This window comes from Streptomyces sp. BBFR25, assembly GCF_044590125.1.
Classification (GTDB): Bacteria; Actinomycetota; Actinomycetes; order Streptomycetales; family Streptomycetaceae; genus Streptomyces; species Streptomyces canus_D.
The window spans coordinates 4,264,129-4,278,527 of the sequence record NZ_CP172447.1 but is presented as its reverse complement, the minus strand read 5'-3'; the positions used below and the strand labels follow the sequence as shown (position 1 = coordinate 4,278,527).

General features: G+C 69.1%; 14 protein-coding genes. 8 read left to right on the top strand and 6 right to left on the bottom strand.

Features of this window, described 5'->3' with window-relative positions; translation table 11 throughout:
- The first annotated feature begins 7 nt into the window (after nucleotides 1–7).
- The 8 genes from rnpA (at nucleotide 8) to ACGH52_RS19425 (ending at nucleotide 6,838) form a co-directional block, all read left to right on the top strand.
- The gene (gene rnpA / locus ACGH52_RS19460) at nucleotides 8–379 is read left to right on the top strand and encodes a ribonuclease P protein component (RefSeq protein WP_037922188.1); all 372 of its coding nucleotides are present in this window, start codon (nucleotides 8–10) and stop codon (nucleotides 377–379) included.
- Nucleotides 376–750 carry a membrane protein insertion efficiency factor YidD gene (gene yidD, locus ACGH52_RS19455; RefSeq protein WP_076975213.1) on the top strand — a complete coding sequence of 125 codons (375 nt, stop codon included), beginning with the start codon at nucleotides 376–378 and terminating at the stop codon, nucleotides 748–750. The genes rnpA and yidD overlap by 4 nt, the downstream gene beginning before the upstream one ends.
- Before the next feature lie 3 nt (nucleotides 751–753).
- On the top strand, nucleotides 754–2,049 hold the full coding sequence (yidC, locus tag ACGH52_RS19450) for a membrane protein insertase YidC (RefSeq protein ID WP_121701787.1): 1,296 nt from the start codon (nucleotides 754–756) through the stop codon (nucleotides 2,047–2,049).
- Nucleotides 2,050–2,064: 15 nt separating this feature from the next.
- Entirely contained in the window at nucleotides 2,065–2,577 is a 513-nt protein-coding gene (locus ACGH52_RS19445) for a R3H domain-containing nucleic acid-binding protein (protein ID WP_076975215.1), read from the top strand.
- A 124-nt stretch (nucleotides 2,578–2,701) separates the two neighbouring features.
- Nucleotides 2,702–3,421 (top strand): 16S rRNA (guanine(527)-N(7))-methyltransferase RsmG, encoded by a 720-nt coding sequence (rsmG, locus tag ACGH52_RS19440; RefSeq protein WP_052836785.1) that lies wholly within the window; start codon nucleotides 2,702–2,704, stop codon nucleotides 3,419–3,421.
- A 284-nt stretch (nucleotides 3,422–3,705) separates the two neighbouring features.
- Nucleotides 3,706–4,779, top strand: coding sequence for a ParA family protein (locus ACGH52_RS19435; protein WP_171987281.1), 1,074 nt, complete (start codon nucleotides 3,706–3,708; stop codon nucleotides 4,777–4,779).
- Complete coding sequence (locus ACGH52_RS19430) at nucleotides 4,776–5,891, top strand: ParB/RepB/Spo0J family partition protein (protein ID WP_107487830.1); 1,116 nt, start codon at nucleotides 4,776–4,778, stop codon at nucleotides 5,889–5,891. The genes ACGH52_RS19435 and ACGH52_RS19430 overlap by 4 nt, the downstream gene beginning before the upstream one ends.
- A 329-nt stretch (nucleotides 5,892–6,220) precedes the next feature.
- Complete coding sequence (locus ACGH52_RS19425; protein WP_076975217.1) at nucleotides 6,221–6,838, top strand: GNAT family N-acetyltransferase; 618 nt, start codon at nucleotides 6,221–6,223, stop codon at nucleotides 6,836–6,838.
- Between the two features lie 90 nt (nucleotides 6,839–6,928).
- Here the strand turns inward: ACGH52_RS19425 and trxA are convergent, their stop codons facing one another.
- From trxA to murJ, 6 genes are all read right to left on the bottom strand, one after another.
- A complete protein-coding gene (gene trxA / locus ACGH52_RS19420; protein ID WP_003975042.1) occupies nucleotides 6,929–7,261 on the bottom strand; it encodes a thioredoxin in 333 nt (110 codons plus the stop codon).
- A gap of 39 nt (nucleotides 7,262–7,300) precedes the next feature.
- Nucleotides 7,301–8,269 (bottom strand): thioredoxin-disulfide reductase, encoded by a 969-nt coding sequence (gene trxB, locus ACGH52_RS19415; protein WP_076975218.1) that lies wholly within the window; start codon nucleotides 8,267–8,269, stop codon nucleotides 7,301–7,303.
- Between the two features lie 158 nt (nucleotides 8,270–8,427).
- The gene (locus ACGH52_RS19410; RefSeq protein WP_399941007.1) at nucleotides 8,428–9,297 is read right to left on the bottom strand and encodes an anti-sigma factor family protein; all 870 of its coding nucleotides are present in this window, start codon (nucleotides 9,295–9,297) and stop codon (nucleotides 8,428–8,430) included.
- Nucleotides 9,294–10,019 carry an RNA polymerase sigma factor SigM gene (gene sigM, locus ACGH52_RS19405; protein WP_210975166.1) on the bottom strand — a complete coding sequence of 242 codons (726 nt, stop codon included), beginning with the start codon at nucleotides 10,017–10,019 and terminating at the stop codon, nucleotides 9,294–9,296. Before sigM ends, ACGH52_RS19410 begins: the two co-directional genes overlap by 4 nt.
- A gap of 30 nt (nucleotides 10,020–10,049) precedes the next feature.
- Entirely contained in the window at nucleotides 10,050–11,768 is a 1,719-nt protein-coding gene (locus ACGH52_RS19400; RefSeq protein ID WP_399941003.1) for a protein kinase family protein, read from the bottom strand.
- Nucleotides 11,769–11,907: 139 nt separating this feature from the next.
- Entirely contained in the window at nucleotides 11,908–14,370 is a 2,463-nt protein-coding gene (gene murJ, locus ACGH52_RS19395; protein ID WP_399941000.1) for a murein biosynthesis integral membrane protein MurJ, read from the bottom strand.
- Nucleotides 14,371–14,399 lie beyond the last annotated feature (29 nt).

Here is a 14,399-nt window from a genome sequence, read left to right as displayed (position 1 = left end):
TGACATCGTGCTGCCCACCGAGAACCGGCTGAGGCGGCGCGAGGACTTCGCGACCGCGGTACGACGGGGACGCCGGGCCGGCCGCCCGGCCCTCGTCGTCCACCTACGAAGCGGTGCCACGGACCCGCACGCGCCTGGGGAGAGCGCTCCCCGGACACGTGCGGGTTTCGTCGTGAGCAAAGCCGTGGGCGGTGCGGTCGTGCGCAACAAGGTGAAGCGCAGGCTTCGCCATCTGATGCGCGACCGGATCGACCTGTTGCCCCCCGGTAGCCTGGTAGTCGTACGAGCGCTGCCCGGTGCGGGTGACGCCGACCATGCACAGCTGGCCCGAGACCTGGACGCCGCCCTGGCGCGGCTACTGGGAGGGGGCGCGCGATGAAGTACCCACTGCTGGCTCTGATCAAGCTCTACCAGTGGACGATCAGTCCGCTGCTGGGGCCGGTGTGCAAGTACTACCCGTCGTGTTCCCACTACGGCTACACGGCCATAGACCGGCACGGAGCCGTCAAGGGCACGGCGCTCACCGCCTGGCGCATCCTGCGGTGCAATCCGTGGTCGCTGGGCGGCGTGGACCATGTTCCGCCGCGCAAGCGCCCGCGGTGGCACGAAATGCTGCGTGCCGCCTGGCGGGCACGCAAGGGCGGGACCTCCGCCGCCGCACCGGCCACCGAAGGAGGACTTGCTCATCCGAGCCCGTCCCATCCTTCGGGCCCGGCCGCAGAGACCTCGCCCCATGCCCAAGGAGCATGATTAGTGGACACGATTGCCAGCCTCTTCAGCTTCATCACCTGGCCCGTCTCCTGGGTCATCGTCCAGTTCCACACGGTGTACGGGGCGATCTTCGGACCTGACACCGGATGGGCCTGGGGCCTGTCCATCGTGTCCCTGGTGATCCTCATCCGTATCTGCCTGATCCCGCTCTTCGTGAAGCAGATCAAGGCGACGCGCGGGATGCAGACGCTCCAGCCGGAGATGAAGAAGATCCAGGAGCGCTACAAGAACGACAAGCAGCGTCAGTCCGAAGAGATGATGAAGCTGTACAAGGAGACGGGTACCAACCCGCTCTCCTCGTGCCTTCCCATCCTGGCGCAGTCCCCGTTCTTCTTCGCGCTGTACCACGTGCTCAACGGCATCGCGTCCGGCGACACCATCGGCGCGGTCAACCAGGACCTGCTCGAGAGCGCGCAGAAGGCGCACATCTTCGGGGCCCCGCTGGCCTCCAAGTTCTTCAGCAGCGAGAGCGACGTCACCGCCCTCAGCGCCTCCCTGACCGACGTCCGCGTCGTCACCGCCATCATGATCGTGCTGATGTCGGCCTCGCAGTTCTTCACCCAGCGCCAGCTGATGACGAAGAACGTCGACACCACGGTGAAGACGCCGTTCATGCAGCAGCAGAAGATGCTGATGTACGTCTTCCCCGTCATGTTCGCCGTCTTCGGTGTCAACTTCCCCGTCGGTGTCCTCGTCTACTGGCTGACCACCAACGTGTGGACCATGGGCCAGCAGATGTACGTCATCCGCAACAACCCGACGCCGGGTTCCAAGGCGCAGGCCGCCTACCTGGAGCGGCTGCACAAGAGCGTCACCGAGCACGGCAAGACCCGGGGCCGGGGCCAGAAGGCCATCGTGAAGGCCATCGTCGCCAAGGGCCGGGACCGCAACGATGCCGAGCGCAAGTTCATCAACGGCCTGAACAAGGCCGGCATGGCCGCCCAGGCCGACGGCAACGTGGTGAAGAACGACGCCGCCGTGGCCGCCCAGAGCGCGGACGGCTCGACCGTGACGACCACGGCTCAGCCCAAGCGCCAGCAGCCCAAGCGGCAGAGCAAGTCGCAGCGCCAGGCCAAGCCCGCCGGTGAGGCCGAGCCGAAGACGTCGCTGACCAAGTCGGACGAGCCGCAGGACGCCGAACCGGCCGGCAAGCAGGACGCCAAGCCTGCCGCCGGTGCCAAGAAGCAGGCTCAGAAGTCCGGCGGCGGTGGCCGCAGCAAGGCCCAGTCCGGACAGCGCAAGGGCCCGCAGCGGCCCAAGTCCCCGTCGAAGAAGTAAGAAGGAGTCCATCCCGTGACGGAAGGCACCACCTCCGCCGCTGCCGAGGGTGCAGACACCCTCACCCGCCTCGAGCAGGAGGGCGAGATCGCCGCGGACTACCTGGAGGGTCTGCTCGACATCGCCGACCTCGACGGCGACATCGACATGGACGTCGAGGCCGACCGTGCCTCCGTCTCGATCATCAGCGACAGCCAGAGCAGGGACCTGCAGAAGCTGGTCGGCCGGGACGGTGAGGTGCTGGAGGCTCTGCAGGAGCTCACCCGCCTCGCCGTGCACCGGGAGACCGGTGACCGCAGTCGGCTGATGCTCGACATCGCGGGTTACCGGGCGGAGAAGCGCGCCGAGCTGTCCGAGCTGGGCGCCAAGGCCGCGGCCGAGGTGAAGAGCAGCGGCGAATCCGTGCGGCTGAAGCCGATGACGCCCTTCGAGCGCAAGGTCGTGCACGACGCGGTCAAGACCGCCGGACTGCGCAGCGAGTCCGAGGGCGAGGAGCCGGAGCGCTTCGTCGTCGTGCTTCCCGCCTGATCGGTTCTCTCGTTCTCCGGCCCCGTCTGTTGCGCAGGCGGGGCCGAATTTTGTCAGCCTGATAGTTCTGGTGGTTCTGGTACCGACGCCCCGTGCGCCGGTGTCGTACGGAAGGACGGTCCCCGTGTCGGAGGCAGCGGAGCTCCCCCCTGTACCCGAGCAGGCACGCGACGTGTTCGGTGATCGCTACGCGGACGCGGTCCGCTACGCGGAACTGCTCGCCGAGGCGGGGGTGAAGCGCGGACTGATCGGCCCGCGTGAAGTGCCCCGGCTCTGGGAGCGGCACCTGTTGAACTGCGCCGTGCTCTCCGAGGTCGTGCCCGAGGGAGTGACGGTGTGCGACGTCGGCTCGGGCGCCGGCCTGCCCGGGATCCCGCTGGCGCTGGTACGGGAGGACCTGAAGATCACCCTCCTGGAGCCGCTGCTGCGCCGCACGAACTTCCTGACCGAGGTCGTGGAGCTGCTGGGCCTGGACCATGTCACCGTCGTGCGCGGCCGGGCCGAGGAGGTCATGGGCAAGCTGCCGCCGGTGCACGTGGTGACGGCCCGCGCCGTCGCTCCCTTGGACCGCCTCGCCACCTGGGGTATCCCGCTGCTGCGCCCGTACGGCGAGATGCTCGCCCTCAAGGGCGATACGGCCGAGGAGGAGCTGAAGGCGGCGACCGCGGCGCTGAGCAAACTCGGTGCGGAGGAGACGTCCATCCTTCACGTCGGCGAGGGCGTCGTGGACCCCATGTCCACCGTGGTCCGGGTTGAGGTCGGCGAGAGCCCCGGTGGCGTGCGCTTCGCCGCCAAGCGTGCCAAGGCCGCCCGGACGGGACGGACACGCCGACGTCGCGGATAGCGGCCCGAGGCGGTTCGTGGTTGCCGTGATGCTCAGCGGTACTCCACACAAGCTGCCCTGCCTGCGCATGCCGGAGTGTCGCGGCAGTTCGGCATCGGCTGCTGTGCATCGTGTTTCACGTGAAACGTCGCTCACTGCTGCACGGCATCATCAGTCGCGGCCGCGCCGCGGCCGACCCCCGCGACCGAAAGCCTCTCGGGTCGCTCGGAAAGGGCACGGAGTTGTCCACAGAGGTGGATTTCTCCACAGAAGACCAGGCCTCACTGGTTCATGACCCCGAAGGCATGGGAGGCTCTGTTCATTGCGAGCCTGAAGTCGAGGAGAGTGAATCCTTGCGGTCCGACGCCAATATCGCGGGACCGATGACCGATCCGGTCCCCGGTCCCCGTACCGAGTCGATGGGAGCGGATGTTTCACGTGAAACACCGCCTCCGATGGACGACACTCCGATCGGTCGTGCTGCCCAACTCGCCGTGGAGGCTCTGGGCCGCGCCGGTGAGGGGCTGCCGCGACCCGAGCAGACCCGGGTCATGGTGGTGGCCAACCAGAAGGGCGGGGTGGGCAAGACGACGACGACCGTCAATCTTGCCGCGTCACTCGCCCTGCACGGCGCGAGAGTCCTGGTCGTCGACCTCGACCCGCAGGGCAACGCCTCCACCGCGCTGGGCATCGACCATCACGCCGATGTCCCCTCCATCTACGACGTGCTGGTTGAGAGCCGTCCGCTCTCGGAAGTGGTCCAGCCCGTCCCTGATGTCGAGGGCCTGTTCTGCGCACCCGCCACGATCGATCTCGCCGGTGCGGAGATCGAACTGGTCTCTCTGGTCGCACGCGAGAGCCGTCTCCAGCGGGCGATCACGGCGTACGAACAGCCGCTGGACTACATCCTCATCGACTGCCCGCCCTCCCTGGGCCTGCTGACCGTCAACGCGCTCGTCGCAGGGCAGGAGGTGCTGATCCCGATCCAGTGCGAGTACTACGCCCTGGAAGGGCTGGGACAGCTCCTGCGCAACGTCGACCTGGTGCGGGGGCACCTCAACCCCACGCTGCATGTGTCGACGATCCTCCTCACCATGTACGACGGGCGGACGCGGCTCGCGTCGCAGGTCGCGGACGAGGTGCGGAGCCACTTCGGCGAGGAGGTGCTGCGGACGAGCATTCCCCGCTCGGTCCGTATCTCCGAGGCCCCGAGCTACGGGCAGACGGTACTGACCTACGATCCAGGATCAAGTGGAGCCCTCTCCTACCTGGAGGCGGCCCGTGAGATCGCGCTGAGGGGTGTGGGCGTCAACTACGACGCGACCCACGCTCACCTCGGCGCCCAGAATGATCCGAGCATGGTGGAGGGGATCCAGTGAGTGAGCGACGGAGGGGGTTGGGCCGTGGTCTGGGCGCACTGATCCCCAACGCCCCGACCGAGAAGTCGGTTGCCTCGGCGGCGTTGGGAACCGCGGCCTCCGCGTCCCCCGGAACGATGCCGCTGCTGCCGAGCGAGCGCGGAGTGGCCGCGGCGAAGGTGGCAACGCTGGCCCATGTTTCACGTGAAACAGAAGAGCCGACCGCACCGCACGGGGCGGAGGGGCTCCGGCCGCCCTTGGGGGCGCACTTCGCCGAGGTGCCTCTCGACGCCATCACGCCGAACCCGAAGCAGCCGCGCAAGGACTTCGACGACGACGCGCTGGCCGAGCTTGTCACCTCCATCAGGGAGGTCGGCCTCCTCCAGCCGGTCGTCGTACGGCCGACGGAGCCCGGGCGGTATGAGCTCATCATGGGTGAGCGCCGCTTCCGTGCCTGCCGCGAGCTGGAGCTGGACGCCATCCCGGCGATCGTGCGGGCCACGGAGGACGAGAAGCTCCTCCTGGACGCCCTCCTGGAGAACCTGCACCGCGCGCAGCTGAACCCGCTGGAGGAGGCGTTCGCCTACGACCAGCTGCTGAAGGACTTCAACTGCACGCACGACCAGCTGGCGGACCGCATCGGTCGCTCCCGCCCGCAGGTGTCCAACACCCTGCGGCTGCTGAAGCTCTCCCCGAAGGTGCAGAACCGGGTGGCGGCAGGCGTGCTCTCCGCGGGGCATGCGCGAGCCCTGCTGTCCGTGGACGACCCGGAGGAGCAGGACCGGCTGGCGCATCGCATCGTGGCCGAAGGGCTCTCGGTGCGGTCGGTCGAGGAGATCGTGACCCTGATGGGTTCCCGGCCGCAGAAGCCGCAGCGAGCCAAGGGCCCGCGGGCCGGCTCTCTGGTGTCCCCGGCGCTCTCGGACCTGGCGACGCGGCTCTCGGACCGCTTCGAGACGCGTGTGAAGGTCGACCTGGGCCAGAAGAAGGGCAAGATCACCGTCGAGTTCGCCTCCATGGAGGACCTTGAGCGGATCCTCGGAAGTCTCGCTCCGGGGGAAGGCCCGGTACTGCAGAAGGGGCTTCTGGAGGACGACGAGGACGGGGACGAGGGCGGGGACGTCGTGTCCTGACGCTCAGGCAGAGCGAGTACTCAGGGGTGCTTCGGCTGCCTCGAGGGCGGGTCGTGTTCGGTGCAGACCGGAACACGGCCCGCCCTTTGCTTTGCGTCGGTGTCGGGGCCACCGCATCGTGGATACGATGCGATCGAGATGGCGTTGTCACCTGGCAGTACCTCTGAGAGGAAGGCAGGGGCCATGCGCACGATGAGCCGCACCGAACTGGTGAGCGCGGGCTTGGGGCTGGGCGCGGTCGGTGGGTTCATCGGCAGCCTACTCAGGGAACGGAGCGCTCTGACAGCCGCCCGCGACGCGGCAGGGGAAGGAAGCGAGGAACAGCCTTCATGGGGCGCCGGCTCGTACCGCTCACGCTGGACAACCTTCAGGACCTTCCCCAGCGCTGTCGCTCGTGCGTCTTCTGGGAACTGGACCCCGTCAGCGGCGAGGCCGCGGTAAAGGCGGGCACACCTGCCCTGGAGAAGGAATCCTGGATCTCCGCCGTCCTGCTGGACTGGGGGTCCTGCGGCCGGGTGGTCTATGTCGATGACGTGCCGGTGGGCTTCGTTCTCTACGCGCCGCCCGCGTATGTACCGCGCTCGGCGGCTTTCCCCACCAGTCCGGTCTCCTCCGACGCGGTCCAGCTGATGACCGCGTTCGTGATGCCGGGGTACCAGGGCCAGGGGCTGGGCCGGGTGATGGTCCAGACGGTCGCCAAGGATCTCCTGCGCCGTGGCTTCAAGGCGATCGAGGCGTTCGGGGACGCCCGCTGGAAAGAGCCCGCCTGTCTCCTTCCCGCGGACCACCTCCTGGCCGTGGGTTTCAAGACGGTCCGGCCGCACGCCCGGCATCCGCGACTGCGGCTGGATCTGCGGTCCACGCTGTCCTGGAAGGAAGACGTGGAGATGGCGCTGGACCGCCTGCTCGGCGCCGTGCAGAAGGAACCGGCGCTGCGCCCTCTGTGATGGCGGCGCCGGAGAGGGCAGCAAGCCGAATGGGCCGACCCGTTCGGGTCGGCCCATTCGTGTTTCACGTGAAACGACAGTCGACGATCGTCAGTCGGCGATGAAGTCCTCGAGGTCGCGGACGATCGCGGCCTTCGGCTTCGCACCGACGATGGTCTTGGCGACCTCGCCGCCCTGGTAGACGTTCAGGGTCGGGATGGACATGACGCCGTACTTGGCAGCCGTACCCGGGTTCTCGTCGATGTTCAGCTTGACGATCTCGATCTTGTCGCCGTACTCGGCGGCAATCGCTTCGAGGGACGGCGCGATCTGGCGGCACGGACCGCACCAGGCGGCCCAGAAGTCCACCAGGACGGGCTTGTCGTTCTTGAGGACGTCCTGCTCGAAGGAGTCGTCGGTCACATGCTTCAGAGTGCCGGCCACGGCGGGCTCCTTAACTGGTTGGTGCGGGGGATGGGGTGGTCAGACAGCGGTCTTCTCGGGCTCCGCCTTGTCCTCGTCGCTGAGGGCGGCGAGGTAGCGCTCGGCGTCGAGAGCGGCGGAGCAACCGGTGCCCGCGGCGGTGATCGCCTGTCGGTAGGTGTGGTCGACCACGTCACCGGCCCCGAAGACACCCGTCAGGTTGGTGCGGGTCGAGGGCGCGTCGACCTTCAGGTAGCCCTCCGGGTCCAGGTCGAGCTGACCCTTGAAGAGCTCGGTGCGCGGGTCGTGGCCGATCGCGATGAACAGGCCAGTCACCGGCAGGTCAGAGAGTTCGCCGGTCTTGACGTTGCGCAGCTTCAGGCCCGCCAGCTTCTGCTCGCCCTGGACCTCAGCGACCTCGCTGTCCCAGACGAACGTGATCTTCGGGTCGGCGAAGGCACGCTCCTGCATCGCCTTGGAGGCGCGCAGGGTGTCCCGGCGGTGGACGATCGTCACGGACTTCGCGAAGCGGGAGAGGAACGTGGCCTCCTCCATCGCGGTGTCACCGCCGCCGATCACGGCGATGTCCTGGTCCTTGAAGAAGAAGCCGTCACAGGTCGCGCACCAGGAGACGCCGCGGCCGGACAGCGCGTCCTCGTTCGGCAGGCCGAGCTTGCGGTGCTGAGAACCGGTGGTGATGATGACGGCCTTGGCCTGGTGAACGGTGCCCGCGGTGTCGGTGACGGTCTTGATCTCACCGCTGAGGTCGACGGCCACGACATCGTCCGGGATCAGCTCGGCACCGAAGCGCTCCGCCTGGGCCCGCATGTTGTCCATGAGCTCGGGGCCCATGATGCCGTCCTGGAAGCCGGGGAAGTTCTCCACCTCGGTGGTGTTCATCAGCGCTCCGCCCGCGGTGACGGCACCCTCGAACACCAGCGGCTTCAGCGACGCTCGCGCGGTGTAGAGCGCCGCCGTGTAGCCGGCGGGCCCGGAGCCGATGATGATCACGTTTCGGACGTCGCTCACGGCTTCATTCCTCGTCTCTGGACTGCGTCTTCAGGGCCGGGTGGAGCTGCACTCGGAACTCTCACCCCACCTAACGGATCCTACGGGGCGCGCATTCCCACTGTGCCCGGGCACACGGCGTCAGGACCGGGCCGCCTGGCGAGGAGAAGGCTCGAGCGCTACGAACGTGCGTAGGAGTGCTTCAGAAGGATCTTGGCCTTGCCGACCGCGGGCTGATCCACACACGCCGCCTCCACGATATAGGCGGTGACCCGGGTCTCATGGGTGGCATCGGGCAGGACCACCAGCAGTGCTTCCTTGCCCTGGTAGACACCCGGCTCCGTGGCGATCACCGCGTCGTCGCGGCCGATCCCCTTCCGGACGCACTCGGGAACGGTCGGCTGCTTGAAGACATGGTTCTCGGCGGTCTCGCCACCGTTCTCGGACTCCATGCCGAAGCTGCGGGGTGTACGGGACCCGTTCTGGGTGCCCCCGTCCGCGATGAGGTTGGTGACCTTGTCCTGGAGCCGGTCCTCGGAGAAGGTGTCCGCGACCGCGGTCTGTCGCTCGCGGGCGGTGTTGCCGGAAGGACTCTCCCCGGTGAGGGAGGACACGATGACCGATCCGAGTCCGATGGCGGCAGCGGCGGCCACGGCGCCGAGTACGGCGATCCGTCGCCGCCCGCCCCGGCGGCGGTCCTTGCGGCCGGGGCCGGTGGAGGAGGGACGAGCGTGCCCGCCGGGACGGTCGACCGGTGCCGATGTTTCACGTGAAACACGCGCGCCGTCGGCGACGCCCGTCGGTGGCTCGGCCGCCAGCGCGGCGTCGATACGGGCGGCCACGTCGTCCGGCATGGGGGGCGGGGCCGGAAGGGTGCCGAGCAGACCCTGGATCTCCCCCAGCGACGCGTAGACGTCGGCGCAGAGTGCGCAGCTCTCCAGGTGCTGTCGTACGTCGGCGGTCCGTGCGGTCGGGAGGATGCCTTCGGCGAGGTCGGCGATCTCCGCGACGTCAGGGTGCCCGGTCATGTCTGCCGTCGACGACGTCATGCTCGTCCACCTCCGCCCTTCACTGCGGTTGAATCGCTCGGCCCTGCCTCCGACGGTTCTGCTTCCGACGGTCCCGCTGCGGGTGGGACGGATGCCCCCTGCGTCCGGTTCCGTTCCGAGCCGGGCTTGCTGCCCTCGCCGCTGCCGTCCGGCCGCAGGTGGGTGAGCAGCGGCAGGAGCCTGGCTCTGCCCCGGGCACAGCGGCTCTTGATCGTTCCGGCCGGTACGTCGAGGACACGGGCGGCCTCCGCGACGGGGTAGCCCTGCATGTCGACGAGTACGAGCGCGGCCCGCTGGTCGATCGGCAGGGTGTCCAGGGCCTCAAGCAGCTGGCGGTGCAGATCATTGCGCTCGGCGGGAGCGGAGGCCGACTCGTGCGGCTCCAGAAGCTGCTCCAGGCGCTCGGTGTCGTCGACGGGAGCGGTCTTGCGCGAGGCGGCCTTGCGGGCACGGTCCAGGCAGGCGTTCACCGTGATCCGGTGCAGCCAGGTCGTGACGGCCGCCTGACCGCGGAAGGTGTGCGCGGCCCGGTAGGCGGAGACGAGCGCGTCCTGGACGGCGTCAGCGGCTTCCTCGCGATCCCCCAGTGTCCGCAGGGCCACGGCCCACAGACGGTCGCGGTGACGCCGTACGAGTTCACCGAAGGCGTCGGGATCGCCCTCGACATGGCGGGCGAGGAGGGTTTGATCGCCGATGCCGTCGTACGCGGTGTCATCTGCCATCGGCCTCCTCCCCCTTTCCTCGGAGGACCCTCAGCCCTTGAAGGTCACGTCGGTGATCGCCTGCTTGTAGCCGGCGCCGCTGTAACCGTCGGACGGCGCGTTCGGCACGTCGGTCATCCACAGCAGGACGTACCGCGTCTTGACGGGCTTCGACGCCTTCGCCGTGAGCGAGGAGCCGGTCGTGGTGGCACTGGCGATCTCCGTCATGCCGTCGACTCCTGTCGAGGGCGACAGTGAATCGGCGGCGTAGAAGTGCACGGTCGTGTGATCACCTGTGTACCGGAGCCCTATCGACGCCGTCGAGACGTCCTGCGGCGAACCGAGGTCGTAGACGATGCCGACTCCGGGCTTGTACGGCGCGAGCGTCGGTCCTTCGTTGTACTTCTTCGTGCGCCAGAACGTGGAGGCGTCGGCGTCGTAGGTATTGGCCACGTCCTGCGGCGCCTGGGCGCTGCCGCTGGCGACGTACTCCTGGGCTCCCTGAACGCTGATCGGCTTGACCGGCCTGGTCTGCTCGTCGCTCTTGTCGTCGCCGTCCACCGTCTGGGTCTGGTTCGGGTCGTCGGCCTTGCCGCCCCGCTCCATGAGGGCGTCCGCGAGCTGCCAGCTGCCGAGGCCGAGCGCGGCGATCAGCAGGGCCGACACGCTCCACTTCAGGGCCTTGCCGGTACGGCTCTGCAGCGGGGGCGGCGGCGTCGGCACGGGCTGGGTGACACCGGGGCGCGGTGCCGGACGGCCGTAGGGGCCTTGCTGATAGGCCGTGCGCTGGTACTGGGGCGGGGCGGTGTACGCCGGCTCCGGCGGGCGGATGCGCGGCATCTCGCCGATCGCCTTGACCAGTTCCTCCGGCGTGGTGCACGGGGACTCGTGACGGGAAGCGGTGGCGCCGTCGTTGGCGAGAGCCCGCATCGCCAGTTCGGACAGGCCGCGGTGGACGCCGGCCCGTACCTGGTCCGGCGGGATCAGACCGATGTCCTTGGGCAGACCCGCCAGACCGTACGCGTCGCTCTCGTACGGCCAGCGCTGGGTGAGCGTGGCGTACAGCAGGGCGCCGATGGCCTCGGTGTCGGTGCGCTGCGGAGTCTCGGAACTGATGCCGCGCAGCGCGGCGTTGACGGCGAGTCCACGGATCCGCCACTGGCCCGTCGACGTCCGCAGCACGGCGTTGGGGTTCAGACGAAGATGGGCGAGGCCCTCGCGGTGGGCGGCCGCCATGGCCGACGCGACCTGACTGACCATCTGGTACGCGTCGTACACCTCCAACGGCCCGGAGGCGAGGAGCGCGGTCAGCTCGGTGGCGTCGGGGAGCCACTCGTGCACGACATAGACGAGGTCGTTGTCCTCGACGGCATCCAGCACCTGGACGAAGCGGGGGTCGCCGAGCAGGGCGGACGAGCGTGCCGCCGCCAGCACGGACCGGGCTCGCGCGTGGTCAGCCGGGAGGAGGTGGACTCCGACGGCGCGGCGCAGCTTCTCGTCGACGGCCCGCCAGCTGCTGAAGCCGTCCAGACGGGTGACGCACTCCTCGAGGCGGTAGCGTCTGGCCAGCTTGTGCCCGCTGTGCAGTTCGGGAGGCGAGACCTTGACGGTTTCCTCGCTCGTGGGGTTCCCCTGTGCCTCGTCGCTGTCCGTGTCCCGCTCCCGGTTGTTGGCCACCCCGTCGGCCGTGGACTGGTCCGCCTGTGCGGTCAGCGGCTCATCGCCGCTGTTGTCTGCCACGTCGACGGCAGCTGTGCTCCGTTCCGCCACCGTCGTTCCTGCCTCCCCATTCCGTGCGCGTCGGCCGACTCCCGATCCGCGCGTCCGACGCCGAACCCAATTGTGCCCACAGTCCGCCGCTATGCACGACACACAGCGGCGGACGATGGTTGTGCGCTTACCCCGGGTCTCAGCGTCCCAGGCGTCCGCGCACCATGCCGACCAGAGAGTTGACTTCCTCGATGCGCATGCGGCGGGCGGCGACGAAGAAGACACCGAACAGGAGCACTGCGCCGGCCAGCAGCGCGGCGAACGAACCCACGACGCCCTGGCCGAGCTCGCGGCTGATCGCGTAGCAGGCGGCGCCACTGAGCAGAGCCGCCGGGACGGACGCGATGCACAGCCGGGCGTAGGTCCGCAGCACCCGGGCGCCGTCCAGGTCCCCGCCGAGCCTCTTGCGCAGCCTGCGCCAGGCGATGCCCACGCCGATCACATAGGCCAGGCCGTAGGAGGCGGCCATGCCGACCACGGCCCAGCGGGAGGGCAGCAGGAGGTAACACAGGCCCGACGCGGCGGCGTTGACCACGGCCACGATGACGGTGTTGTAGAAGGGCGTCCGGGTGTCCTCGTAGGCGTAGAAGGCGCGCAGGACGACGTACTGCACGGAGTACGGGATGAGACCGAGGCCGAAGGCCATCAGCATGTAGCCCATGTTGGTGGCTTCGCTGGTGCCCGAGGAGCCGAACATGAGCGTGCACATCGGGATGCCGAGCGCGACGAAACCGAAGGAGACGGGAACGATCGCCACGGCTGTCGTGCGCAGGCCCTGCGAGATGTCGTCCCGGACCGCTCCCCCGTCCTCCTCGGACGCCGAGCGGGAGATACGGGGCAGCAGGGCGGCCATCAGCGAGACGGTGATGATGGCCTGCGGCAGGCCCCAGATCAGCTGTGCGTTGGCGTAGGCCGCGAAGCCGGTGCCGTCGACGGGCGAGGCCTTGCCCGCCGCGGTGGAGAGCTGGATGACGATCATGGCGCCCGCCTGGTTGGCCAGGACGAACAGAACCGTCCACTTGGCCAGGGTGACGGCCTTGCCCAGCCCGTGACCCCTCCAGTCGAAGCGCGGCCGGAGCCGGAAACCCGTCTCCCGCAGATACGGGATCATGGCCAGGGACTGCACGATGAGCCCGAGCAGCACCCCGATGCCGAGCAGACGCTCGCCCTCCGGCGGGATGCTCGTCACCTTCATCCCCGAGCTTTCCGCAGTGCCGTAGACCCAGATGAACATCCCGAGGGTCACGATGATGACGATGTTGTTCAGGACCGGGGTCCACATCATCGCGCCGAACCTGCCCCGGGCGTTGAGGACCTGCCCCATCACCACGTGCAGACCCATGAAGAAGATGGACGGCAGGAAGTACCGGACGAAGGTGATGCCGACCTCGTTGGCTGCCGGGTCACTGGCGACGGGGTTGGACAGGAGCCGGATCAGCAGGGGTGCGGCGAAGACCGTGATCACAGTCAGCACGCCGAGCGCGACCATGACGAGGGTCAGGAGGCGGTTGGCATAGGCCTCGCCACCGTCGTCGTCGTCCTTCATGGCGCGGACGAGCTGGGGAACGAAGACCGAGTTGAGGCCGCCGCCGACTGTGAGGATGTAGATCATCGTGGGCAGCTGGTAGGCGACCTGGAACGTGTCGCCGAGCAGGCCGACGCCCAGAGCGGAGACGATGAGGGCCGACCGGATGAACCCGGTGAGCCGCGACACCATCGTGCCCGCCGCCATCACGGCGCTCGACTTCAGCAGGCCGCCCGCGCGTCCGCCCTTCTTGGGTGCGGCCGGGGTGGCCGCGGGCGCGGGCTCGGGCTCCTGGAGGGGGGCCTCGGCCGCCTCCGGGGTGGGTGCCACTGCGTACTGGCCGGGTGCGGGCGCTGCGTGCTGTCCGTGTGCCGGAGCGTTCCCGTACTGTCCCTGCGCCGGAGCCGGACCGCCGTACTGGCCGTGCGCAGTGTTCCCGTACGGGCCGTGCGCCGCAGCGTTCCCGTACGGGTCGGGCCCCTGATGTCCGCCGTACTGTCCCGGCGACGGCGCCGTGCCGTACTGCCCCGGGCCTGCCGTACCGCCGTACGGTCCCGGCTCCGGGGCCGGGGCGGGCACGGCCGCCTGGTCGTCGTACGAGGGGTGGCCGCCGCCCTGCTGCTGGTCGCGGAAGAGGTGCGCGAAGGCGTCCGGCGGCTCGTGACGCTGGTCGCCGGCCTGGCCGACCAGGTCGTCGACGCCCACGAACTGAGTGGTCCGAGGGTCGTCGCCGTACGGCAGGTACTGCGTCGGGCCCTCCGGTTCGGGGGCCGGGGGCGGAGCCCACACGCGGGGGTCGGGGGCGTAGGGCGACGGGGAGGGCTGGGAGTACAGCGGCTGCTGCGGCGGGTAGGTGCCCGGGGGCGGAGGGGGGTGCGCGGCGCGGTCGTAGAGCGCCTCGGAGACCGGGTCCTGGGCGGAGAGGTCCTGCGCCCGGTAGGGGTCCTGGTCGTAGGCGTCCTGGAGGTACATGTCCGGCTGCTGCGGCGGCGTCTGTCCGGGGTCCGGCGGCGGGCCCTGGGGGTGACCCGAGCCGTCCACGGCCTGACCGCGGTCACCGTCGTACGGCGCGTTCATGGTTACCCCACCTCATCGTCCCGGGCCGA

Excerpts from the sequence above, each read along its gene's own strand:
- yidD (WP_076975213.1), top strand. The coding sequence starts at position 376 with ATGAAGTACCCACTGCTGGCTCTGATCAAGCTCTACCAGTGGACGATC.
- ACGH52_RS19435 (WP_171987281.1), top strand. The coding sequence starts at position 3,706 with ATGGGAGGCTCTGTTCATTGCGAGCCTGAAGTCGAGGAGAGTGAATCC.
- ACGH52_RS19425 (WP_076975217.1), top strand. The coding sequence starts at position 6,221 with ATGGGGCGCCGGCTCGTACCGCTCACGCTGGACAACCTTCAGGACCTT.
- ACGH52_RS19410 (WP_399941007.1), bottom strand. The coding sequence starts at position 9,297 with ATGACGTCGTCGACGGCAGACATGACCGGGCACCCTGACGTCGCGGAG.
- sigM (WP_210975166.1), bottom strand. The coding sequence starts at position 10,019 with ATGGCAGATGACACCGCGTACGACGGCATCGGCGATCAAACCCTCCTC.
- murJ (WP_399941000.1), bottom strand. The coding sequence starts at position 14,370 with ATGAACGCGCCGTACGACGGTGACCGCGGTCAGGCCGTGGACGGCTCG.